This is a genomic window from Erythrobacter sp., from assembly GCF_011765465.1.
GTDB lineage: Bacteria > Pseudomonadota > Alphaproteobacteria > Sphingomonadales > Sphingomonadaceae > Erythrobacter.
Genome location: NZ_CP050265.1, coordinates 735,488 through 758,289 on the forward strand (window position 1 = coordinate 735,488; position 22,802 = coordinate 758,289).

Below are 22,802 nucleotides of genomic sequence, written 5' to 3' on the forward strand. Positions count from 1 at the left end.
TTCCACTCGAAAGGTAAGACATAATGGCAATTGCACTCAGGCTCTCGCGCGGTGGCGCCAAGAAGCGTCCCTATTACCGCATCGTGGCCGCCGACAGTCGCGCGCCGCGCGATGGCAAGTATCTCGAGCAGATCGGCACCTACAATCCGCTGCTGGCCAAGGACGACCCGGCCCGCGTGAAGCTCGACGAGGACCGCGCGCGTCACTGGCTCTCGGTCGGCGCGCAGCCGTCGGACCGCGTCGCCCGCTTCCTCGATGCCGCCGGCATCATGGAGCGCACACCGCGCAACAACCCGCAGAAGGCCGAGCCGGGCGAGAAGGCCAAGGAGCGCGCCGAGGAGAAGGCCGAGAAGGCCCGCGAGGCCGAGGAAGCCGCCAAGGCCGCCGAAGCCGAAGCGAACGAGGCCCCGGCTGAAGAAGCCGCTGCCGAGGAAGCTCCGGCCGAAGAGGCTCCCGCCGAAGAAGCGGGCGAGGAAAAGGCCGAGGGCTGATCCCTCGCTTGTGTTCGCGCCGGGCCGGATGACGGCCCGGCGCGCGCCTTTAAGCGCCCTGGGAGCGCGTGGTGGCGACAGACAGGATCGAACTCGCCGCGATCACCGGCGCGCACGGCGTCGCGGGTGAGGTGCGCCTCAAGCTCTTCGGTGAAGGGATCGAGGCGCTCCGCCTTCACGACAGCTTCAATGACGGCGCGCTGACCCCGCTCAAGATCCGCTCCGACGGCAAGGGCGGGGCGATCGCGCGCTTTGCCGGGGTCTCCAACCGCACCGAAGCCGAACGCCTGCGGGGCACGGTCCTTACCGTGCCTCGCGCCGCGCTGCTGCCGCTCGAAGAGGGCGAATATTACCACGCCGACCTCATCGGCCTTGCGGTCGAGACCGATGCGGGGGAGCCGGTGGGCGAAGTGATCGCGGTCGAGAATTTCGGCGCGACCGACGTGGTCGAGATCCGCCGCGAGCCGCCGCCGGCCAAGGGGCCGAAGACCTTCATGGTCCCGATGACGAAAGAGGCGGTCCTGTCCTGGGACACCGCGCGCATGGTGATCGCGGCCCCCTTCGCCGAGTGATCGGCGGAACATCGCCCCCCGGCCATGCGCTGGAAGGGCATGAGACATCTCCTCCTCCCCGCCGCCGCCCTCGCGCTCGCCGCCTGCGGAGACGCTCCGCCCGCCGATGAACCCGACGCCCCCGCTCCGACGCCAAGCGAGCCGCAGGCGCGCACGGTCGAGGGGCGCATAATGGAGGGGACCGAGTGCCCCGTCCTCGTCACTCCCGAGGGCGAACGCTACGCGCTTGCGCTGGGCGAAGCCGATTTCGGCCCCGGCGACTATGTCCGCTTCACCGGCCCCCGCGCCGGGGCGAGCATCTGCATGGAGGGCGAGGCGACGCTCACGCCCGACTATATCGAGAGCATCGATCCCCCGGCGCGCGACCGCGACCCGGCGCGCGCGGGCGGCATCGCGCTCGACATCGCCTATGTCACCGGCAGCTGGGTCGCCAAGGGGTTGCAGGCAGATTGCGACCGCCCCGATTTCCAGATCAGCGAAAGCCCCGGCGCGCTGGTGATCGAGACGCGCGTGAACGGCCGGCCCGAGACGGCGCGCGTCGTTCTGGGCGATTATCCGCGGATCGACTGGGACGAGCCGCTGCCCGAGACCCCGATCGAGGCGCGCGGGCCGGACGGGCTCGCCATACTGCGCCCGGCCACCGATGCCGACTATGACCCGGTCGAGGTCGCCGGGCACGCCATTTCAGGCGATGGGGTCGTGTTCGTCAAATGCGCGGGGTGACAGTCTGCCAAGGCTTCCCTTGCGCATTCATACGGCCTGTCGGACAAGGGCGGCATGGCGATAAGGCAAGCGGTTCTTTCAGCGAGCGGTCAGGCGACGACGCCGCAGAACGAATTCATGATCATCGAAGACGCGCCGCCGCCCGGTGCCTTTGTCGGTCCGTTGGAAGCCTTTGCGCTCGTCTTCGCGGTCGGCGCGCTTGTGAGCCTCCTCGCCGCGATGATATTTCACCGCGCGCTCGGGCCCGCCCGGTTCGGCTGGCGCGTCGCGCTGACGGGGGCGACCCCGGTGCTGCTCATGCTGCTGTTCTATTTCGTCATGTCGCTGGCGATGGGCGAGGGCGTGCTCGACGCTCTCGCGCGGCTGCCCGGCATTCCGCTCGTGGGAAAGCTCATCTTTCTCGGCCTTGGCGTGGTCGGTCTCGTCGTCGGCGTGCTCTGCGCCGCGTTCCTCAGGTGGCGGCTGAAGCAGCGTGCCCGGCGCGAGGTGGAGGCTTTCTCCTGAGGCCGATTCCCGACTTTTCAATTGCTTAACTTTTGTTACGCCCGGTAATCCTGTTCCACTGAGCCGAGCGCAGAGCCACAATGCTTGCGAAACCCGACAAGGTGATTGCGTGAGGCGCAATTATCTTGCGTTTTTGCCGAAAGCCGCCGCTTCGGTTGAGATAAGCCGCGCGCCATGTTCTAATTCCCGCACTCGAAAATGTGGATCACACGCTCCGCGAGGCCACTCTCAGCCGGAGGGCGTCTTCGCGCGCCTGCGGAGCTTTTCAGAATGGGGACGGGACAGTGGACAAGACCACCACCAGCACCTTCGTGCCGACACACGAGCAGGATTACGGCGACGACCCGCACGCCGTGCGCGAATCCGACGTCTACGTGAACGAATATGTCCGCGGCTTCGTCGAGAAGTGGGACGAGCTGATCGACTGGGAAGCGCGCGCCAAGAGCGAAGGCCAGTTCTTCATCGACCTGCTGCGCGCGCGCGGCAAGAAATCGGTCCTCGACGTGGCGACGGGCACGGGCTTTCATTCGGTGCAATTGCTGAAAGCCGGGTTCGACGTTTTCTCGGCCGACGGGTCTGCCGAAATGCTCGCCATGGCATTCCAGAACGCGGCCGACCACGATTTCGTGCTCAAGACCGTCCACGCCGACTGGCGCTGGCTCAACAAGGATGTGCACGGCAAGTTCGACGCGATCATCTGCCTCGGCAATTCCTTCACCCACCTGCATGACGAGGCCGACCGCCGCCGCACGCTCGCGGAATTCTACGCCGCGCTAAAGCATGACGGGGTGCTGATCCTCGACCAGAGGAACTACGACGAGATCCTCGACCACGGGTTCAGCTCGAAGCACAAGTATTACTATTGCGGCGATCAGGTGACAGCAGAGCCGGACTATGTCGACGACAGCCTTGCACGGTTCAAATATTCCTTCCCCGACGGGTCGGATTATTTCCTCAATATGTTCCCTCTGCGCAAGGAATATGTCCGCGGCCTGATGACCGACGTGGGCTTTCAGCGCATCCAGACCTATGGCGACTTCCAGGACGACCACGAGGACGCCTCGCCCGACTTCTTCATCCACGTCGCGGAGAAGGAGTATATCGAAGATGGCGAGTGAAGCGGGCGTAGAGGTCGCGCGCGACTATTACGACAGCAGCGACGCGATCGAGTTCTACTCCACCATCTGGGGAGGGGAGGACATCCATGTCGGCATCTACGACGACACGCGCGACATCCGCGAGGCGAGCGCCGCGACGGTCGACACGATGGCGGGGCTGCTCGGCGACCTGTCGCGCGCCTATGTGCTCGACATCGGCTCGGGTTATGGAGGCGGCGCGCGGCGGCTCGTGTCGAAGCACGGCGCGGGCCGGGTCACCTGCCTCAACATCGCCGAGGAGGAGAACGCCCGCAATCGCAAGCTGACCGAGGAAGCGGGGCTTTCGGACCGGATCGAGGTGGTCGACGGGTCGTTCGATGCGCTGCCCTTCGGCAGCGGCGGCGTCGACGTTGTGTGGAGCCAGGACGCGATCCTCCACGCACCCGACCGCGAGGCCGTGCTGGACGAGGTCGCGCGGGTGCTGAAGCCGGGCGGGCGCTTCATCTTCACCGACCCGATGCAGGCCGACGGGCTGTCCGACACCAGCGCGCTGCAGCCGATTTACGACCGCATCCACCTGCAGAACCTCGCGAGCTTCGGCTTCTACCGCGAAGGGCTAAAGGCGCGCGGTTTCGAGGAAGTCGAAGTCCAGGACCGCTCGCGCCAGCTTCGCAACCACTATGCGCGCGTTGCCGAGGAGCTCGACGCGCGCCGGGACGAGCTTTCGGCGAGCGACGAATTCATCGACCGCATGATCGCCGGGCTCGGCCACTGGGTGCGCGGCGCGGACGAGGGGCGGCTGACATGGGGCATCATGCTCTTCCGCAAGCGGTGAGCGGGCTTTCGATACGCCTTCCACACGGCTAAGGAGCGGGCGGGGCAGCGCATCGGCGCGTCCCGCCTGTTTCACGTCCGGGGAGGGAAAACGTGTTCGAAGCGCCCGAATGGTTGTGGTGGGTGATGCTCGTCTCGCCGCTTATCCTGACGCCGATCATCGCCAATATCGCGCTCGCCCGCGCGGCCGGACGACCCGGCCTCGGCGCGATGATGGGCATCGGCGCAGCAGGCGCGATCCCGCTCGCGCTGTTCATGGCGCTGACCCGCGATGGCGGGATTGTCGGAGGGCTGGTCTTCGCGCTGGTCGTGCTGGCGGTGTGGGGCAGCACCATCGGCGCGGCGCTGGCGAGCTATGTCGATTGGCTGCGGCGCGAGGATGCGAAGCGGCGGCCGTCCGAACCTGACCTCCCTGACACCGAATGACCTTCGCCGCCACCATCCTGACGCTTTACCCGGAGATGTTTCCGGGTCCCCTCGGCGTTTCCCTTGCGGGCCGCGCGCTCGAGCGGGGGGACTGGTCGTGCGAGGCGGTGCAGATCCGCGACTTCGCCAAGGACAAGCATCGCACGGTCGACGACACGCCCGCTGGCGGCGGGGCGGGGATGGTCCTCAAGTGCGACGTCGTCGCCCGCGCGGTCGATCATGCCGCGGCGCTCCAGCCCGAAGCGCCGATCCTCGCCATGACCCCGCGCGGGAAACCGATCACGCAGGCGCGCATCCGCGAACTCGCGAGCGGGCCGGGCGTCACCCTGCTGTGCGGGCGGTTCGAAGGCTTCGATGAGCGCCTGTTCGAGGCCCGCCCGCACATCGAGGAAGTGAGCCTCGCCGACATCGTCCTCTCCGGCGGAGAACCCGCCGCGCTTGCCATACTCGACGCTTGCATTCGGCTGCTTCCCGGCGTAATGGGCGCGGCTTCTAGCGGCGAGGAGGAATCCTTCGAGGAGGGCCTGCTCGAATACCCGCACTACACCCGACCTCAGGAGTGGGAAGGGCGCACGATCCCCGAAGTGCTGCGATCGGGGGATCATGCGAAGATCGCCGCCTGGCGCAAGTCACAGGCGCGCGAGACGACACGGTTACGCAGGCCCGATCTATGGGAGCGTCACGGGGATGCTCCGGGCGGGTCTGCCTCTGGCGCGCAGCGTGAAAAGAAGGATACGGACCAGTGAACCTGATCCAGCAAATCGAAGCCGAAGAAATCGGCAAGGTCGAACGTCAGATTCCCGAATTCCGGGCCGGCGACACCGTGCGTGTCGGCGTCAAGGTCAAGGAAGGCAACCGCGAGCGCGTGCAGAACTTCGAAGGCGTGGTGATCGCGCGTTCGAACCGCGGGATGGGCTCCAACTTCACGGTGCGCAAGATCAGCTTCGGCGAGGGCGTGGAACGCGTCTTCCCGCTCTATTCGCCGATCATCGACGACATCACCGTGGTCCGCCGCGGCGTCGTGCGCCGGGCGAAGCTCTATTACCTGCGCGGCCGCACCGGCAAGCGCGCGCGCATCGCCGAACGCCGCGAGAACGCGCCCAAGGCGTAAACCGCGCGCCACAAAGCGAATTCACGAAAGGGCGGCTCTTGCGGGGCCGCCCTTTTTCGTGGCTCGCCCTTTGCAATTCGCGCGCGCTTTCGTCATGTCGGCTGCCGAGCAATGACGACATAACGAAGGGGCCGTCCTTGAAATGCGCTTGTCCATCCTCGCAGCCGCCGCTGCTGTCCTGCTTGCCCAGCCTGCCGTCGCGGATACTCCCATGACCGAAGACGGCGAACTCACCTTCGAGCGGGTCTTCGCCTCGCCCTCGCTGAACGGTCCCGCGCCTCGCCAGGCGAAGCTGTCGCCGGACGGGAAATACCTCACCTTGCTGAGAAACCGCGAGGACGATCTCGAACGCTACGACCTGTGGGGCTACGACATCGCGACGCGCGAATGGCGGATGCTGGTCGACAGCGAGGCGCTGGGCACGGGGCGCGAACTGTCCGAAGACGAGAAGATGCAGCGCGAGCGCGCGCGCGTCGGCAATCTCAAGGGCATCATCTCCTATCAGTGGGCGAGCGACGGGTCGGGCGTGCTCGTGCCCCTCGATGGCGATCTTTACTTCGCCAATCTCGACGGAAGCGTCACGCGGCTGACCGATACGGAAGGGACCGAACTCAACCCCAAGCTTTCGAGCAGGGGCGGCTACGTCTCCTTCGTGCGCGACCGCCAGCTCTGGGTCGGCCCGTTCGGCGGCGAGGCGCGCCCGATCACGCCCAGGGAAGGCGAGACGATCCGCTGGGGCGAGGCCGAATTCGTCGCTCAGGAGGAAATGGGCCGGCTGACCGGATATTGGTGGAACGGGAACGACACCCGGCTTGCGGTCCAGCGCACCGACGAAAGCCCGGTCGGCATCGTCACCCGCGCCGCGATCGGTGCGACGGGGACCAAGGTGTTCGACCAGCGCTATCCGGTCGCGGGCTCGGACAACGCACTGGTCGAGCTTTACCTGATGGACCCCGACGGAGGGAACCGGGTGAAGGTCGATCTCGGCCCGGAAACCGACATCTACCTCGCCCGCGCCGACTGGGGCCCGGACGATTATCTCTACGTCCAGCGGCAGGACCGCGCGCAGACGCGGATCGATATGCTCAAGGTCGATCCGGCGACGGGGAAAAGCGAAATCCTCTTCACGGAAAACGCCGCGCGGCCTGATTACTGGGTCAACCTGTCCGACAGCTACCGCTTCCTCAAGGACGGCAGCCTGCTGTGGTGGTCCGAGCGGTCGGGCTACGGCCAGTTCTACCGCCTGAAGGACGGCGAATGGACGCAGCTCACGCAGGGCACGCAGCCCGCAAGCGCGCTCGTCGGGGTGAACGAGGAAGAAGGCGTCTTCTTCTACACCCGCACCGATGGCGTGCTGACCCAGCAGGTCTACCGCGCCAGCCTTTCGGGTGAGGGCGAGCCCGAACGCCTGACCGATCCCGACTACACCAATTCAGCCAGCATGGACGGCAAGGGCCGCGCGCTGCTCGTCACCCGCTCGAAACCCGACCAGCCGCCGCAATCCTATCTCGCCGGGCGCGAAGGCCAGCGGATCACCTGGATCGAGGAGAACGCGCTCGACGCTGACCATCCCTACACGCCCTTCCTGATGAGCCATGTCATGCCCGAATACGGCACGATTGCCGCCGAGGACGGGACCGCGCTTCACTACATGATGCTCAAGCCCGACATGGAGCCGGGCAAGAAATACCCCGTGCTCTACTACCACTATGGCGGGCCGGGGCCGCAGCTGGTGGACAAGGGCTGGACCGGCGCGCTCGCGCAGGCGGTCGTGGACAGGGGCTATATCTGGTTCGCGCTCGACAATCGCGGCTCGGCGAACCGGGGCGTCGATTTCGAACAGCCGATCTACCGCGCGATGGGCGGCGTCGAAGTGCGCGACCAGAAGGCCGGGGCCGAATGGCTGGGGCAGCAGTCTTTCGTCGATCCCGACAAGATCGCGATCTACGGCTGGTCCTATGGCGGCTACATGACGCTGAAACAGCTCGAGGCCGACCCGGGCCTCTACGCCGCAGGCATCTCGGGCGCGCCGGTGACCAAGTGGGAACTCTACGACACGCACTACACCGAACGCTACATGGGCGACCCCAACGAAGTGCCCGAAGCCTACGAAGCGGCAAGCGCGATCCCGCAGGCGACCACAATCAGCGACCCGCTGCTCATCATCCACGGCATGGCCGACGACAACGTGGTGTTCGAGAACTCCTCGGAAATCATCGCCGCGCTGCAGGAGGGCAACGTGCCGTTCGAGATGATGCTCTATCCCGGCTACACGCACCGCGTCGCGGGCGAGAACATCTCGCCGCACCTGTGGAACACGATCTTTCGCTTTCTCGAAAGCCACGGGGTGACCCCGCCGCAATGACCCTGCGCCGATGACCGACCGGGCCGAACCGTCTTCCGATCAGCCGCACCTGATGAAGCCCGGCGGCGCTTGGGCGATGGCGGTCGGCGGCATGATCGGCGGCGGGATCTTCTCGACGCTGGGCGTGGTGATTGCGGTCGCGGGGCAGTTCGCCTGGGCGAGCTTCGTTCTCGGCGGCCTTGTCGCGCTCTGCTCGGGCCAGTCCTATGCCGCCCTGTCGCGCGTGATCGACCGGCCGGGCGGGTCCTATGCCTATCTCATGGACATCGGCTGGAGGCGCACCGCGCGCATCGCGGTGTGGGTGCTGGTGGTGGGCTACACCTTCACCGTCTCGGTCTACGCCGTGACCTTCGGTTCCTACGCCGCCTTCGCGCTCGGAGCGGCCGCATGGGTCAAGACCGCCGCCGCGATCGGCGCGATCGCGGTCCTCGCGGGGATCAACCTGATGGGCGCAGCCGAAGCGACGTTCATCGAAAAGGTCGCGGTGTGGGGCAAGCTCGCGATCCTGCTCGTCCTGTCGGGCTTCGGCCTTGCGCGGTGGGACACCGGTCAGCTTGTCGCCGATCCGGGTTCACCCGTGGGCTGGACAGGGGCGCTGATCGGCATGGGCGTGGTGTTCATGGCCTACGAAGGCTTCCAGCTGCTGAGCTACGACTACGACGAGATGGAGGATCCGCCGCGCACCATCAGCCGCGCCATGCCCGCCGCGATCCTCGCGACCATGGCGACCTATGTCCTCGTCGCGCTGGGGGCGGCGATGCTGGCGGGAGCGGGCGAGATCGTCGCGCGCGAGGAAGTCGCGCTCGCCATCGCCGGGCGCGAGGCATTGGGGCTCGCCGGGTTCCTCGCCGTCTCGCTTGCAGCGACGTTTTCGGCGGGCTCGGCGATCAACGCGACCGTTTTCGCCACCGCGCGCCTCGCCAGCCGCGCAGCCGAGGACGGGGAAATGCCCGCCCTGTTCGGCAAGCGCGACTCCTCCGGCGTGCCGTGGGCGGGGACGCTGCTGATCTCGGGCGCGGCGGCGGTGCTGGTGGTGATCGGCGGGCTCGAAGTGCTGGTCGAGGTCGCGAGCCTCATCTTCCTTGCCGTCTTCGCGCTGGTGAACTGGCTCGCCATCCACTGCCGGGTCGGGCGGCGCTGGGCCTCGTGGATCGGGCTTTGCGGGTCGCTCGGTGGGGCGGCGATGCTGGTGCTTTACCTCGCGGGAGTGGTCTGAGCCCTTGCGGGCGCTGCGCGGCACGCTATTTCGCAGGCCGCAGATACAGGAGAATGCGAATTGGGCTATCGGGTGGCCATCGTCGGGGCGACCGGCAATGTCGGGCGCGAAATGATGCAGATCCTCGCCGAGCGCGAGTTTCCCGTGGACGAGGTGGCCGCGGTCGCCTCCGGGCGCTCGACCGGGACCGAGGTCGAATACGGCGACACGGGCAAGATGCTGAAATGCAGGAATATCGAGCATTTCGACTTTGCCGGATGGGACATCGCCCTGTTCGCGGCCGGGAGCGGTCCGGCGAAAGAATACGCGCCCAAGGCGGCGGCGGCAGGCTGCGTCGTGATCGACAATTCCTCGCTCTACCGGATGGACCCCGACGTGCCGCTGATCGTGCCCGAGGTGAATCCGGACGCGATCGACGACTACAAGAAGCGCAACATCATCGCGAACCCCAACTGCTCGACCGCGCAGCTGGTCGTCGCGCTCAAGCCGCTGCATGACGCCGCGACGATCAGGCGCGTGGTGGTCTCGACCTACCAGTCGGTCTCGGGCGCGGGCAAGGCGGGCATGGACGAGCTGTTCGAACAGTCCCGCGCGATCTTCGTCGGCGATCCGGTGGAACCGGCCAAGTTCACCAAGCAGATCGCCTTCAACGTCATTCCCCATATCGACGTCTTCCTCGAGGACGGTTCGACCAAGGAGGAATGGAAGATGGTGGTCGAGACGAAGAAGATTCTCGACCCGAAGATCAAGCTGAACGCCACCTGCGTGCGCGTGCCGGTCTTCGTCGGCCATTCCGAGGCGGTGAACATCGAGTTCGAGAAGGAGCTTTCTGCAGAACAGGCCCAGGAAATCCTGCGCGAGGCGCCCGGCATCATGCTCGTCGACAAGCGCGAGGACGAGGGATACGTCACCCCGGTCGAATGCGCGGGCGACAGCGCGACCTACATCTCCCGCGTGCGCGAGGATCCGACGGTCGAGAACGGGCTGACGCTGTGGTGCGTCTCGGACAACCTGCGCAAGGGCGCGGCCTTGAACGCAGTCCAGATCGCCGAACTGCTCGGCCGCCGCCACTTGCAGAAGGGATGAGGCCGATGCGCTTCGCCCTTTCCGCCGCCGCGCTGCTGGCGCTCGCCGCCTGCGGGGGCGAGCCCGACGAGCCGGGCGAAGAGGCTCCATCCGCACAGGTCGTAGCCGACGCCGTGCGGCTCACGGGCGAGGGGCTCTCCGCCGGGGGCGAGGCGTTCTACTTCAACGCCGGGCGCGGCGAGGTCGAGACAGCGCTCGCCAAGGTGCTGGGCGAGCCCAATCGCGGCGCGACCAACACCGAATGCGGCGCCGGACCGATCGACTTCACCGATTTCGATGGCGGGCTGACGCTCAATTTCCAGGACGGCGCGCTGGTCGGCTGGAACTGGCACCTGCCCTATGAAGGCGACGCGCCCACGGCCGAAAACGTCGCGCTCGCATCGGGCGAGACGCTCGGCGCCTCGCGCGCGTCGATCGAGGGGCGCGAGGGCTTCGCGCTTGTCGAGGACAGCACGCTGGGCGAGGAATTCACGCTGGCGGGCGGCATCGGCGGCTTCATCGAGGAGGACGAGGTCGCCATGCTCTATGCCGGGACGCAGTGCTTCTTTCGCTGAGCGGACCATTTGCCTGGGGGAGGGAGACAATGACACTCACCGCCGATCTCTATTTCAGCTTCCGCTCACCCTATTCCTACCTCGCCGTGGGGCGTTACCGGCAGATGAGCGAGGAATGGGACGTCGACATCGCGCTTAGGCCGGTCTGGCCGCTCGCGGTGCGCCAGCCGGATTTCTTCGAGCGCAACCATCCCAACTGGCTCGGCTACACCATGCGCGACATGATGCGGGTGGCGCAGTTTCACGGGATACCCTTCGGCCCGCCCATGCCCGACCCGATCGTGCAGGACGTGAACACCCGCCAGATCGCCGCCGACCAGCCGCATATCCGGCGGATCACGCGATTGGGCCAGGCGGCGGCGCGGCGCGGGCGCGGGCTCGCCTTCGCGCACGAGGCCGGAAGGCTCATCTGGGGCGGGGCGAAAGGCTGGAACGAGGGCGAGCACCTGAAAGGCGCGGCGGAGCGCGCCGGGCTCGACTTCGCCGGGATCGAGGCCGAGGCGGTGGACGACGCCGAAGCGCTAGACATCGAGATCGCCGCGAACCAGGCCGCATTGGAGGCGGCGGGCCACTGGGGCGTGCCGACCCTCGTGTTCGAAGGCGAACCCTTCTTCGGGCAGGACCGGATCGAGATGGTGAAGTGGCGGATGGAACAGAAGGGGCTGGCGCCGCGGGAAGGTTCGGCGTGAGCGATCACACGACAACGCATTTCGAAAGTTTCGACGGCACGCGCCTCGCGCTCCATCGGCAGGGCGAGGGGCGGCCCGTCGTCCTGCTCCACGGCCTGTTTTCGAGCGCCGACATGAACTGGATCCGCTGGGGTCGCGCCGCGCGTCTCGCCGAGGCGGGATTCGAGGCGATCATGCTCGATTTCCGCGTCCACGGGCAAAGCGAAGCGCCGGGCGAACCCGAAAGCTATCCCGAAGGCGTGCTGGTGCGCGACGTCGCGGCGCTGGCGGAGCACCTTGGGCTTGAGGAAGGCGGCTTCGACCTCGTCGGCTTTTCGCTCGGCGCGCGCACCGCGCTCCATGTCGCGGCGCGTGGCGTGTTGTCGCCCCGGCGCATGGTGGTGTGCGGGATGGGCGTATCGGGCCTCTCGCAATGGCAGCAGCGCGCGGCCTTCTTCAAGCGGGTGATCGACGAATTCGACACGATCGAGCGCGGCGATCCGGCCTGGCAATCGCGCCAGTTCCTGAAATCGCAAGGGGTCGACCGGGTCGCGGCGCGCCTGCTGCTCGATGCGATGGGCGATCTCGAACTCGAAGCGCTCGACAATGTCGATTGTCCCGTGCTGGTGGTGAGCGGGGTGGACGACCGCGACAACGGCTCGGCCAGCCACCTCGCGCAGCTCCTGCCCGATGCGGCTTACGAGGAAGTCCCCGGCGGGCATCTCGACAGCGCGACGAGGGCCGAACTGGGCGAGGCGATCGTGCGTTTCCTGAAGGACTGACGGAAAGGCCTGGAAAGTAATGGGCCCCCGCCGCAGACGGATCGACGGGGGCCCGCGCTCACGGCCTCACGGGGGCTATGGCCGGTGAGCATACCGATCGTCGCAAGGATCGGTAATTCTCTCTCTCATTGCGCAAGCTACATTATCTCATTTCATTGGATAAATCCAGCGAATTCGGCCCCGCTTGTCCTTGCCAAATCAGACAGGGGCGGGCGTGCCCCGCTTTGACGCGGCCTGCGCACCCGTTATGATCTTAGGGATGAAGCGGATGAACCTATCCGGGGCGCTCGCCATGTCGGCGGCCCTGCTGCTCGCGGCGGGCTGCGCGCCTGAGAACAGGCCGGTTAGCACGAGTGCGGCGGATCAGCCTGCGCGCTCGCTCTTCGTCGCGGCGAAGCGGGGCAACACGCTCTCGAAGATCGATCTCGCCACCGGCGAGGAAGTGCAACGCAAGCCGAGCTGCACCAATCCGCATGAACTCGCGACCTCGCCCGACGGGCGGCACGTCGCACTGGCCTGCTATGGCGGGACGAGCGTGGACATCTTCGCGGTCGATACACTGGACAAGGTCGCAAGCATCGACCTGGGCGAAAATGCCCGCCCGCACGGCATCGTGTGGCACGAAAACGGCGACATCTACGCCACTGCCGAGGGGCGCCGCTCGATATTCCGCATCGCCCGGCCGCTCGCAGCCGAGCCGCAACTGCTCGAATTCTCCACGGCAAAGGACGGCAGCCATATGCTCGCCGTTGCGCCCGACGGGAACACGGCGTGGACCACGGACCTCGGCTCGCGCACGGTGACGCGCGTGGCGTTGAAGGCGCGCATGGCGCCGCTTTCGATGACGGTGGGCGAGGAGCCCGAAGGCATCGCGCTTGCTCCCGACGGCAGGACGCTGTGGGTTTCGGCGCGCGGGTCGAACGAAGTTTTCGCGCTCGATTCCGACACCATGGAAGTGCGCGAGACGGTCGAGACGGGCCGCTTTCCCCTGCGCATCGCGATCCGGCCGCAGGGCGACGTTGCGGTCACATCGGACCTCATGGACGGCTCGCTTTCGGTCATCGACCTTGCCGAAGCCGAGGTCATCCGCACGATCCCCGTTTCCGGCCCCGAGACGGCGCAGGACCGCTTCCAGGTCACGATCCTGTGGTCGGACGACGGCAGGCGTATCTACGTCGCAGAGACCGCCAGCGACACCATTGCAGAGGTCGATTATGCCAGCGGCACGGTCCTGCGCCGGCTGACAGCGGGCGAGGGCGGGGACGGGCTCGCCATCCTGCCGTGAACCCGCCTGCATGAATCCCCCGCCGAAGCCTCCCCGCATTCTGCCGATCGTCGGCTGGCGCGAAATGGTCGACCTGCCCGAGCTTGGCCTGTCGCGCATCCCGGCCAAGATCGACACCGGCGCGCGCACGTCCTCGCTGCATGGGCAGGTGATCGAGGAATTCCTGCGCGGCGGTGAGAAATACGTGCGTTTCGCGGTCGACTGGGACGGGGAGCGCCACGAATGCGAGGCGGTCCATGTCGACATTCGCGGCGTCACCAGTTCCAACGGAGAGACGCAGCGGCGCTATGTCATCAAGACCCCGCTCATGATCGGCGATGTGCGTTTCCGCGCCGAGATCAGCCTTGCCGACCGCTCCGACATGAAATTTCCGATGCTGGTCGGGCGTTCCTCGCTGCGTCGCCGCTTTGTCGTCGATAGCGGATATTCATGGCTGCAATCCGCGGGCATGGAGGCGGTGAAGGGGTATCGGCCCTGACGCTTTCGCCCGATTCGCCCGCGTTTCACTCTGACCACCCGGCTCACTCTGACCAAGGTTTCACCCATGAAAATCGCGATGCTGGCCCGCAATCCGAACCTCTATTCGCACAAGCGACTTAAGCAGGCGGCCGAGGCGCGCGGGCACGAGCTCGACATCCTCAACACCACCCGCTGCACGGTCCACATCGCCAGCCACCGGCCCGAGGTCTATTACGAGGGCCAGCCGATGATCGGATACGACGCGGTGATCCCGCGCATCGGGGCCTCTATCACCAATTACGGCCTTGCGATCCTGCGCCAGTTCGAGATGCGCGGCTGCTGGCCGCTCAATGAAAGCGTCGCGATCGGGCGCAGCCGCGACAAGCTGCGCTCCCTGCAGATCCTCGCCAAGCACGGGCTCGGCCTCCCGCTCACCGCCTATGCGAACGATCCGAAAAAGGCCGAGGAGATCATCCGCGCGGTGAACGGCCCCCCGGTCGTCATCAAGCTGCTCGAAGGCACGCAGGGCATCGGCGTCGTGCTGGCCGAGACGATGTCGAGCGCCAAATCGGTGATCGAGGCGTTTAGGGGCGCGAACGTCAACATCCTCGTGCAGGAATTCATCAAGGAGGCAGGCGGGACCGACATCCGCGCGCTGGTCGTGGGGGGCAAGGTCGTCGCCGCGATGAAGCGCACCGGGGCGGCCGACGATTTCCGCTCAAACCTCCATCGCGGCGGCAGCGCGCAGGTCATCAAGATCACGCCCGAGGAACGCTCCACTGCCGTGCGTGCGGCGAAGCGCATGGGACTGAACGTGTGCGGGGTCGATATGCTGCGAAGCAATCACGGCCCGGTCATCATGGAGGTCAATTCCTCGCCCGGGCTCGAAGGGATCGAAAGCGCGACCGGCAAGGACGTGGCGGGCCAGATCATCGCCTACATGGAAGCGAATGCGAAAATCGGGCGGACCAAGACGCGCGGGCAGGGGTGAAGCGCTTGCCAGGCGTGTCCGAACGGGTAAGCCTCTCCTCGCCCGCCTGTTATCGCTGAAAGGTCGCTCGCATGATCCTGCGTCCGCTGCTTGCTCTCGCCGCGCTCGTCGCACCGTTCCCGCTCGCCGCCGAGGAAACGGCGGAGCGCATGATTTCCGCCGAACGGCCCGAGGACATGGTGATCGCCCTGCTCAATGCGGGCTATGATCCTGAATTGATTAAGGACGGGGTGGGCGACCCGGCGATCAGCTTCTCGCGTGCGGAGGGATATCCGCTCATGGTCCTGTTCTACGATTGCGACGAGGAGACCCATGACAAGTGCACCTCGATCCAGCTGCGCGGCGGGCTCGACCGGGCCGAGCCGTGGAACCCGGCCGAGGCGATCGAGATTTCCTCGCGCTACCGCTTTCTCGCCGTCTCTCTCGACGAGGAGGGCGACCCGTGGATGACCTGGGACATCCTGACGGGCAACGGCATTCCCGAAAGCCTGTTCGTCGAGGCGGTCGAGCGGTTCGAGGCGACGCTCGAAGAGGCCGCCGACGCACTGGTCTTCGCCGAGGAACGCGAGGCGGAAATCGAGGCGGCGGCCTCCGCAGCGGAGGCAGGCGGGTGAAGCGCGCGCTCGCGCCGGTCGTGCGCGAAGCCTGACACCGCCGCCCGCGATCACGCCGCGCGCAATTGCTCGGTGAACCTCCTCGCCGAGTTTTCGAGATCCTGTGCATGGCCGAGCAGGGCGGCGGCGGCGCGGTCGAGTTCGGCGGCGAGCTCGCCTGCGTTCTCCGCCGTCTGCGCCAGAGCCCGGCTGCGCATCGCCATTTCGCCGATGTCCTGCGCCGTGCTGCGCGCATGGCTTTCGATCGTGTCGGCGGACTGGCGCTGGTGCTCCACGTCCCAGCGGATCGCGCGCGCGGCCTGGTCGAGTTCGGCGATGACCTCGGCGATGCCGTCGAAACTGGTCTGCGCATCGAGCGTGCCCGAGCGGATGCCGGAGAGGAAAGCGTCGATCTCGGTCGCGGCCTCGCCCGCCTGCCGGGCGAGCGATTTCACTTCCTGTGCGACGATGGTGAAGCCCTTGCCCTGAGCGCCCGCCGACGCCGCCTCGATCGCGGCGTTGAGCGCGAGCAGGTTGGTGCGCTCGGCAATGCGCGCGATGGCGCGGGTCGCCTCGCCGATAGTGTCCGAATGTTCGGCGAGCGAGCCGACCGCCGCGCCGCCCGAGGTCGAGCGTTCGGCCGCGCGGGCGGTGAGTTCCTTGTGCTGGCCGACATTGCCCGCGATGCTCGCGATCGCGCCCGACAGCTCGCCGATGCCGCGCGCAACCGTGCTTGCCGCGCGGCTCGCGCTTTCCGCCGCCCCGGCGACCTCGCCCGCGCGCGCGCCCGCTTCGCGCGCGACGGTGTCGAGCGCCTTCGTCGTGCGTTCGAGCAATTGCGCGGTCGCGACGAGCGAATGGGTGAGGCCGCCGACATTGCCTTCGAATTCGCGTGCGATCCGGGCGAGGTCCTCGCGTCGGGCCTCTTCCGAAGCGCGCCGCTCGCTTTCGTGCACCTCGCGCTCCCGCCGCGCCGATGCGCGCGCCTCGGCCAGCGCCTTTTCGCCTGCCGAAAGGCTGTCGGCAAGGCCGGCTGCTTGCGCCCGCGCCTCGCCCAGGCCGGCGAGTGAGCGCGAGAGGCCATCGGCCAGAAGCGCCAGCGTGACCGCGGCAGCGAGGAGCGCGATGACATGGATCGCCACGTCGCCCATGTGGACCGCGCGGCCATAGGTCCATTCGGGCGCGGCAAGGGCGAGCGCGACATGGTGCGCCGCGATGAGCGCTCCGGCGAGCAGCACGGGCCGGGGGTCGCACAGCCAGACCAGACCGGCGAGGGCGGGGAAGAAGTAGAGGTGCATCTCCATCTGCAGCCCGCCCGCATCCATCACGAAGATCAGCAGGGCGGGCTGGATCGCGGGGACGATGGAAAGGGTGAGCCGGGCGCCCGGGCCTTCTCGACCGGTCCGCGCCTGATAGGTCGGCAGGGCGTTGACCAGCGCGCTCGCAAGCGCGGCGATGCCCGTCTCGCGCCCGAGAGGCAGGGCGAGGACCGCGAGAATCGCCGTGACGGTCCAGCCCGCGACGACGAGCGAGACCATGCCCCGCCGTCTGACGCGTTCGATTTCGCTTGGCACTTGTCCGCCTCCCGCCCGTTCGCACGCCCGTTCGTTCAAGCGCCGGGGCGGGCGGGCCTCGCAGGGGATCGAACGGCCCGCCCGAACCCGGACGAGCCCTTGTGACGCGGCAGGGTTAGCGCGGGGGTGCGCGCGGCCTTAGTATTTCCCCTGCGGGGATTACCGGAAGGGCGGTTCGTTAAAGGCGCGCAGCTTCCTGCTGTGCAGCCGGTCGCCCTCGTCGCGCAGGCGCTTGCACGTCTCGAGCCCCATCTGCAGGTGCGCCGCGATCGCCTCCTCGTAGAACTTGTTGGCCTGCCCCGGCAGCTTGATCTCGCCGTGGAGCGGCTTGTCCGACACGCACAGCAGCGTTCCGTAGGGCACGCGGAAGCGATACCCCTGCGCGGCGATGGTGGCGCTTTCCATCTCGATCGCGATCGCGCGGCTCTGCGAAAACCGCATCGCCGAGGAGGAATAGCGCAGCTCCCAGTTGCGATCATCGGTGGTGACGACCGTGCCGGTGCGCATCCGCTGTTTCAGGTTCGCGCCCTGCACGCCGGAGACTTCCTCCGCCGCCCCGGCGAGCGCCTGCTGGACTTCGGCGATGGGCGGGATCGGGATTTCGGGCGGGAGCACGTCGTCGAGCACGTGGTCGTCGCGCAGATATGCGTGGGCGAGGACGAAGTCGCCGATCTTCTGGCTCGAGCGAAGCCCGCCGCAATGGCCGATCATCAGCCACGCATGGGGGCGCAGCACGGCAAGGTGGTCGCAGATCGTCTTGGCGTTGGACGGGCCGACGCCGATATTGACGAGCGTGATGCCGAGCCGGTCCTCGCGCATGAGGTGATAGGCCGGCATCTGGTGGCGCCGCCACGCCGTGTCGGAGAGCTGTCCCTGCGCGTTCTCGGCTGGATCGGTGATGTGAAGCCCGCCTGCGCCGGTCAGCGCGGTGTAGCCGTCCTTGCCGATCTGCTTCGCGCCCCAGTTCACGAATTCGTCGACATAGCGGTGATAGTTGGTGAACAGGATGAAGTCCTGGAAATCCGCCACCCGCGTGCCGGTGTAATGCGCCAGACGGGCGAGCGAATAGTCGGTCCTGAGCGCGTCGAACAGCGACAGGGGCATATCGCGCTCCTCGTCGAACTCGATCCCGTCGGCGAGCTCGTCACCGATCAGGGCAAGGTCGGTCGAGGGGAAATACTGCGCGATCTCCTGCGGCGCGATGCCGACCATGGCCGCGCCCGCGTCGCCGTCGAGGACATAGGGGAAAGGGATTTCCTGGCGCGAACGCCCGACCGTCACGGTGATTTCGTATTCGGCCGCGATCAGTTCGAGCTGTTCCTTGAGATAGGGCGCGAACAGGTCGGGCCGGGTGATCGTGGTGGTGTAGGTTCCGGCCATTTCCAGCCGCCCGAAGGCGCGCGCGCGGTCGTCCTGCGCCCCGCCGTTCGAATCGCGGCCCGAATAGCGCAGGGTCAGCTCGGGATAGGCATAGCTGCCGTCCTGCCGCTTGCGCGCGGGCGGGATCGTCCCGTCGCGCCCGAAGGCGATCACGTCCTCGCGCAGGGTCTCCACCGCGTCGGCATAGTGCTGCTGCAATTGTTCGAGGATGCTGGGGATCGGGGTCATGGGCGAAAGCCTAGCGTTCAATTGGGGAAAGGGAATGACAGCCGGTTACAAGAAGGGCGCGGAAGCCGTGTGACCTCCGCGCCCGTCCGTGTCATCGTGGTGAAGCGAGGAGGCTTACTGCTCTTCGCTTTCGCTGTCGGGGTCGGTCGCTTCGATCTTGGCCTCGGTCACGCTCGTGTCCTCGGGCGTGGCGACGCCGTCCTCGAGCAGTTCGGCCGGGATCTCGCCGGGTTCGAGGTTCGGGTCGATGCGGTTCGCCTCGGCCTGTTCCTCGATCTCGCGCTGTTCTTCCTCGAACAGCTGGGCGAGCACGTCGATGCCCTGCGACTGCAGTTCGGCCTCGTCGTCCGAGCGGGCGACATTGGCCTTGACCGTGACGTGGACTTCCGGGTGGAGAGCGACGGTCACTTCGTGCATTCCGATGGTCTTGATCGGGGCGCCCATGATGACCTGCTTCTTGTCGATCGCGTGGCCCTGCGCGGTCAGCCCGGCGACCATGTCGCGGACATTGACCGAACCGTAGAGCTGGCCGGCGTTCGACGCGGCGCGGATCAGCACGACTTCGGCGCCTGCGACCTTCTCGCCGAGCTTTTCGGCTTCGGCGCGGCGTTCGGCGTTTTCCTTTTCCAGGCGTTCGCGGTTCGCTTCGAAGACCTTCTTGTTGGCTTCGTTCGCGCGCAGCGCCTTTTTCTGCGGGAGCAGGAAGTTACGGGCATAGCCGTCGCGCACGGTGACGATGTCGCCGATCGAACCGAGCTTCTCGATGCGTTCGAGGAGAATGATATCCATGACTGTCTCTCCTCTTACTTCACGATGTAGGGCAAAAGGCCGATGTGGCGCGCGCGCTTGATCGCCTTGGCGAGTTCACGCTGCTTCTTGGCCGACACGGCGGTGATGCGGCTGGGCACGATCTTGCCTCGCTCGGACATGAAGCCCTGCAGCAGGCGCACGTCCTTGTAATCGATCTTGGGGGCGTCCTTGCCGGAGAAGGGGCAGGACTTGCGGCGGCGGAAAAACGGGCGGGCCATCAGTCGTCTCCCTTGTCCCCGCGACGCTTACGGTCGCGCTCGTTCTTGCGCATCATGACGCTCGGGCCTTCCTCGTGCTCGTCGACGCGGATGGTCATGTAGCGGATGATGTCTTCGTTGATGCGGGTCTGGCGCTCGAGCTCTTCGACGACCGTGCCGGGCGCGTCGATGTTGAGCATGACGAAATGCGCCTTGCGGTTGCGGTCGATCTTGTAGGCGAGCGACTTGAGACCCCAGGTCTCGGTCTTGGTGACCTTGCCGTTGTTCGCTTCGACGATTTCGGTCGCCGTGGCCGCCAGCGCGTCGACCTGGGCCTGGCTGAGGTCCTGACGCGCGAGGAACACATGCTCGTAAAGAGCCATGCCTTTTCCTTTCACTTCCATGCCGATCGCTGGCTTGTCCGTCCGGATGACGGGGCCCCTCCGGCTTTCTTCGGGATTTCGCGGCGGCGCCGTGTGCCGGAACCGCTGCGAAGGGCGCGCTCATACAGCTTCCGGGCGCAATTGCAAGTCTTGTCCGGCAGCGCGCCTGCGGGCAGGCGGGGCGCTGCATTCCATATAGCCGCCCACGAAGGAACCGCCATGCCCACAGGTCTCGTCGCCCTGCTCGACGACGTTTCGGTGATCGCCCGCGCGGCGGCCGCCTCGGTCGACGACATCTCGGTCGCCGCCGGCAAGGCCGGGACCAAGACCGCGGGCGTGGTGATCGACGATGCCGCCGTCACGCCGAGCTACGTCACCGGGCTTTCCCCGGCGCGCGAGCTGCCGATCATCTGGAAGATCACCAAGGGCAGCCTTTTCAACAAGCTCATCATCCTGCTGCCCGGCGCGATCCTCCTGTCCGAGTTCCTGCCCGGCGCGATCATCTTCATCCTGATGCTGGGCGGGGCCTTCCTGTCCTATGAAGGCGCGGAGAAGGTGATGGAGAAACTCGGCGGGGCAAAGCACGGCCAGACGGTCGAGGACGAGATCCGCGATCCGGTCGAATTCGAGAACAAGCGCGTTGCGGGCGCGATCCGCACCGACCTCATCCTGTCGGCTGAGATCATGGCCATCACGCTCAACGAGCTCGACCTGCCGACATGGTGGGAACGCGCGCTCGCGCTCGCTCTCGTCGCTTTCGTGGTCACGGTCGCGGTCTACGGCGCGGTCGCGCTGATCGTGAAGATGGACGATGTCGGCCTCCACCTTGCAAAGAAGGAAAGCGCGGCGGCGCAGCGGCTCGGGCGGCTGCTGGTCGAATCCGTGCCCAAGGTGCTGGCCGCGCTGTCCTTCATCGGCACGATCGCCATGCTGTGGGTCGGCGGCGGGATCATCGTCCACGGCACGCACGAGATCGGCTTCGACCTTCTCTACGACATCGCCCACGGGGCCGAATACGCGGTCGAGGGGGCGACCGGCGCGCTCGGCGGCGTGCTCGGATGGGCGAGCTATGCCGCGGTCTCGGCGGCGATCGGCCTGGCGCTCGGCTTCGTCATCGCCTTTGTCCTGCACAAAGTGCTGGGTGTCGGCGCGGCGGAAGCGCACTAGGAGGCAAGCCCCATGACCAAGCCGATCTTATGGACCTGCGCGCGTTCGCGCGGACTTCGCGCCACCTGGGCCGCCGAGGAGGCGGGGGTGGACATCGACCTTCGCGTGCTGCCGTTCCCGCCGCGCTACAAGGCGCCCGAATTCATGGAGGAAAACCCGCTCGGCACGGTGCCGCTGCTGGTCGATGGAGAGGCGCGCATGACCGAAAGCTGCGCGATCGCGCATTATCTCGCGACGCGCGGCGGCTTCACCGACCTCGCCATAGCGCCCGGCGAGCGGGACTACGCCGAATACTGCGACTACACCTACCACGCCGACGCGACGATCACCTTCCCGCAGACGGTCTTCATGCGCTTCGCCATCTTCGAGAAGGACAAGGGGCTGGAGGAAGCCGGCCACGCCTACGCCAAGTGGTTCCACAAGCGCCTCGTCAAGGTCGAGCAGCGGCTCGAGACCCGCGAATACCTGTGCGCCGACCGCTTCACCGTGGCCGACATCTGCGTCGGCTACGCGCTGATCCTCGCGCAGACTGTCGGGCTGGACGAAGGCGTGCCCGACAGCCTCAAGGCGTACCGCGAACGCCTGACCGCGCGGCCCGCGTACAAGCGGGCCTTCGAGCGCGAGGAAGCGGGCAGGAAGGCGCTGGAGCAGGCGGCGGGCTGAAGGGCCGGTTTCGAGGAAGTTCCGGCAGGGGCCGGAATGACCGAAACTGGGTGGTTAGCAGTCATTCCCATGATGCTTCAATTCCACCTGCTCGCATGTCGCTAACAAGTCTGCACCAATCGCTGGTTGCATCTCGACTAGAGTGAGTTCGCCCGTTTCAATCGCGGTTCGTTTCCTAGTGCGAAAGGACTCTGACTTCTCGTGATATTCGTTTGCTGCGGAGGGATGGGGCGAGCCGTAGAGCCGCTTCAAATCCAAAGCTGCCCTCGGAGTTTCGCCAGTTGTGGTCTCGAAAAGAACGACAATGTTACCTTGCTGAAAGTCGTCCATATGCAGCGCGTCGATGCCGGATAGCCGGACTTCGCATCCTCGCCCGTCAGTCGCACTGAAATAGAGCGTGGCAACTTTGTCCTTGATGACAATTCCATCAAAGGTGGCGTCATGCAGTGGAAGTTCTTCTCTCATTACCTGCGGTTACACGCACTTCTCTCAGGTCCGCAATGGGGTCGTTAGCAGTCAGTCCGCTTCCGGCTGCGTTCCCCCGAAAACCCGCCGCCCCCGTTTCCTACATCCGGCGCGCCCGCTACTCTTCGCGCCGCTCCTTCGCATAGTCGACCTCGCCACACGCGGGCCTTCGCGCCGA

At 66.6% G+C, this 22,802-nt stretch carries 27 protein-coding genes; 21 read left to right on the forward strand and 6 right to left on the reverse strand.

The window, feature by feature from the left end; all coding sequences use genetic code 11:
• The first annotated feature begins 23 nt into the window (after positions 1 to 23).
• From rpsP to G9473_RS03660, 19 genes are all read left to right on the forward strand, one after another.
• Positions 24 to 491 carry a 30S ribosomal protein S16 gene (rpsP, locus tag G9473_RS03570; RefSeq protein WP_291136073.1) on the forward strand — a complete coding sequence of 156 codons (468 nt, stop codon included), beginning with the start codon at positions 24 to 26 and terminating at the stop codon, positions 489 to 491.
• 71 nt (positions 492 to 562) lie between these two features.
• Entirely contained in the window at positions 563 to 1,063 is a 501-nt protein-coding gene (gene rimM, locus G9473_RS03575; RefSeq protein ID WP_291136075.1) for a ribosome maturation factor RimM, read from the forward strand.
• A 39-nt stretch (positions 1,064 to 1,102) separates the two neighbouring features.
• Entirely contained in the window at positions 1,103 to 1,786 is a 684-nt protein-coding gene (locus tag G9473_RS03580) for a DUF5818 domain-containing protein (RefSeq protein ID WP_291136077.1), read from the forward strand.
• A 54-nt stretch (positions 1,787 to 1,840) separates the two neighbouring features.
• Complete coding sequence (locus G9473_RS03585; RefSeq protein ID WP_291136079.1) at positions 1,841 to 2,290, forward strand: hypothetical protein; 450 nt, start codon at positions 1,841 to 1,843, stop codon at positions 2,288 to 2,290.
• 284 nt (positions 2,291 to 2,574) lie between these two features.
• The gene (locus G9473_RS03590; protein WP_291136081.1) at positions 2,575 to 3,408 is read left to right on the forward strand and encodes a class I SAM-dependent methyltransferase; all 834 of its coding nucleotides are present in this window, start codon (positions 2,575 to 2,577) and stop codon (positions 3,406 to 3,408) included.
• Entirely contained in the window at positions 3,398 to 4,222 is an 825-nt protein-coding gene (locus G9473_RS03595) for a methyltransferase domain-containing protein (protein WP_291136083.1), read from the forward strand. The genes G9473_RS03590 and G9473_RS03595 overlap by 11 nt, the downstream gene beginning before the upstream one ends.
• A 92-nt stretch (positions 4,223 to 4,314) precedes the next feature.
• Complete coding sequence (locus G9473_RS03600) at positions 4,315 to 4,647, forward strand: hypothetical protein (protein ID WP_291136085.1); 333 nt, start codon at positions 4,315 to 4,317, stop codon at positions 4,645 to 4,647.
• Positions 4,644 to 5,393: a tRNA (guanosine(37)-N1)-methyltransferase TrmD gene (trmD, locus tag G9473_RS03605; RefSeq protein WP_291136087.1), complete on the forward strand. Its 750-nt coding sequence runs from the start codon at positions 4,644 to 4,646 to the stop codon at positions 5,391 to 5,393. The genes G9473_RS03600 and trmD overlap by 4 nt, the downstream gene beginning before the upstream one ends.
• Positions 5,390 to 5,758, forward strand: coding sequence for a 50S ribosomal protein L19 (gene rplS, locus G9473_RS03610; RefSeq protein ID WP_291136089.1), 369 nt, complete (start codon positions 5,390 to 5,392; stop codon positions 5,756 to 5,758). The genes trmD and rplS overlap by 4 nt, the downstream gene beginning before the upstream one ends.
• Before the next feature lie 142 nt (positions 5,759 to 5,900).
• Positions 5,901 to 8,123 (forward strand): DPP IV N-terminal domain-containing protein, encoded by a 2,223-nt coding sequence (locus G9473_RS03615; protein ID WP_291136091.1) that lies wholly within the window; start codon positions 5,901 to 5,903, stop codon positions 8,121 to 8,123.
• Between the two features lie 10 nt (positions 8,124 to 8,133).
• Entirely contained in the window at positions 8,134 to 9,339 is a 1,206-nt protein-coding gene (locus G9473_RS03620; protein WP_291136093.1) for an APC family permease, read from the forward strand.
• A gap of 60 nt (positions 9,340 to 9,399) precedes the next feature.
• The gene (locus G9473_RS03625; RefSeq protein ID WP_291136095.1) at positions 9,400 to 10,425 is read left to right on the forward strand and encodes an aspartate-semialdehyde dehydrogenase; all 1,026 of its coding nucleotides are present in this window, start codon (positions 9,400 to 9,402) and stop codon (positions 10,423 to 10,425) included.
• On the forward strand, positions 10,422 to 10,979 hold the full coding sequence (locus tag G9473_RS03630; RefSeq protein ID WP_291136097.1) for an aspartate-semialdehyde dehydrogenase: 558 nt from the start codon (positions 10,422 to 10,424) through the stop codon (positions 10,977 to 10,979). The genes G9473_RS03625 and G9473_RS03630 overlap by 4 nt, the downstream gene beginning before the upstream one ends.
• Before the next feature lie 29 nt (positions 10,980 to 11,008).
• On the forward strand, positions 11,009 to 11,668 hold the full coding sequence (locus G9473_RS03635) for a 2-hydroxychromene-2-carboxylate isomerase (RefSeq protein ID WP_291136099.1): 660 nt from the start codon (positions 11,009 to 11,011) through the stop codon (positions 11,666 to 11,668).
• The gene (locus tag G9473_RS03640) at positions 11,665 to 12,429 is read left to right on the forward strand and encodes an alpha/beta fold hydrolase (RefSeq protein ID WP_291136101.1); all 765 of its coding nucleotides are present in this window, start codon (positions 11,665 to 11,667) and stop codon (positions 12,427 to 12,429) included. Before G9473_RS03635 ends, G9473_RS03640 begins: the two co-directional genes overlap by 4 nt.
• A gap of 268 nt (positions 12,430 to 12,697) precedes the next feature.
• The gene (locus G9473_RS03645; RefSeq protein ID WP_291136103.1) at positions 12,698 to 13,714 is read left to right on the forward strand and encodes a YncE family protein; all 1,017 of its coding nucleotides are present in this window, start codon (positions 12,698 to 12,700) and stop codon (positions 13,712 to 13,714) included.
• 10 nt (positions 13,715 to 13,724) lie between these two features.
• The gene (locus G9473_RS03650; protein WP_291136105.1) at positions 13,725 to 14,192 is read left to right on the forward strand and encodes a RimK/LysX family protein; all 468 of its coding nucleotides are present in this window, start codon (positions 13,725 to 13,727) and stop codon (positions 14,190 to 14,192) included.
• Between the two features lie 66 nt (positions 14,193 to 14,258).
• On the forward strand, positions 14,259 to 15,164 hold the full coding sequence (rimK, locus tag G9473_RS03655) for a 30S ribosomal protein S6--L-glutamate ligase (protein ID WP_291136107.1): 906 nt from the start codon (positions 14,259 to 14,261) through the stop codon (positions 15,162 to 15,164).
• A gap of 71 nt (positions 15,165 to 15,235) precedes the next feature.
• The gene (locus G9473_RS03660) at positions 15,236 to 15,778 is read left to right on the forward strand and encodes a YbjN domain-containing protein (protein ID WP_291136109.1); all 543 of its coding nucleotides are present in this window, start codon (positions 15,236 to 15,238) and stop codon (positions 15,776 to 15,778) included.
• Positions 15,779 to 15,828: 50 nt separating this feature from the next.
• Here G9473_RS03660 and G9473_RS03665 read toward each other — a convergent pair whose 3' ends face one another.
• From G9473_RS03665 to rpsF, 5 genes are all read right to left on the reverse strand, one after another.
• On the reverse strand, positions 15,829 to 17,295 hold the full coding sequence (locus tag G9473_RS03665) for a methyl-accepting chemotaxis protein (RefSeq protein ID WP_291136111.1): 1,467 nt from the start codon (positions 17,293 to 17,295) through the stop codon (positions 15,829 to 15,831).
• Positions 17,296 to 17,490: 195 nt separating this feature from the next.
• Positions 17,491 to 18,939: an AMP nucleosidase gene (locus G9473_RS03670; protein ID WP_291136113.1), complete on the reverse strand. Its 1,449-nt coding sequence runs from the start codon at positions 18,937 to 18,939 to the stop codon at positions 17,491 to 17,493.
• A 114-nt stretch (positions 18,940 to 19,053) separates the two neighbouring features.
• Positions 19,054 to 19,728: a 50S ribosomal protein L9 gene (gene rplI / locus G9473_RS03675; RefSeq protein ID WP_291136115.1), complete on the reverse strand. Its 675-nt coding sequence runs from the start codon at positions 19,726 to 19,728 to the stop codon at positions 19,054 to 19,056.
• A 14-nt stretch (positions 19,729 to 19,742) separates the two neighbouring features.
• A complete protein-coding gene (rpsR, locus tag G9473_RS03680; protein WP_007164455.1) occupies positions 19,743 to 19,967 on the reverse strand; it encodes a 30S ribosomal protein S18 in 225 nt (74 codons plus the stop codon).
• Positions 19,967 to 20,329, reverse strand: coding sequence for a 30S ribosomal protein S6 (rpsF, locus tag G9473_RS03685; RefSeq protein ID WP_291136119.1), 363 nt, complete (start codon positions 20,327 to 20,329; stop codon positions 19,967 to 19,969). The genes rpsR and rpsF overlap by 1 nt, the downstream gene beginning before the upstream one ends.
• 219 nt (positions 20,330 to 20,548) lie before the next feature.
• Between rpsF and G9473_RS03690 the strand changes: the two genes are divergently transcribed.
• Together G9473_RS03690 and G9473_RS03695 are read left to right on the forward strand one after the other, a co-directional pair.
• Positions 20,549 to 21,496, forward strand: a complete 948-nt coding sequence (locus G9473_RS03690; RefSeq protein WP_291136121.1) for a DUF808 domain-containing protein — start codon at positions 20,549 to 20,551, stop codon at positions 21,494 to 21,496.
• 12 nt (positions 21,497 to 21,508) lie between these two features.
• Positions 21,509 to 22,159, forward strand: coding sequence for a glutathione S-transferase family protein (locus G9473_RS03695; protein ID WP_291136123.1), 651 nt, complete (start codon positions 21,509 to 21,511; stop codon positions 22,157 to 22,159).
• A gap of 54 nt (positions 22,160 to 22,213) precedes the next feature.
• Here G9473_RS03695 and G9473_RS03700 read toward each other — a convergent pair whose 3' ends face one another.
• Positions 22,214 to 22,624 carry a hypothetical protein gene (locus G9473_RS03700; protein WP_291136125.1) on the reverse strand — a complete coding sequence of 137 codons (411 nt, stop codon included), beginning with the start codon at positions 22,622 to 22,624 and terminating at the stop codon, positions 22,214 to 22,216.
• Between the last annotated feature and the right edge of the window lie 178 nt (positions 22,625 to 22,802).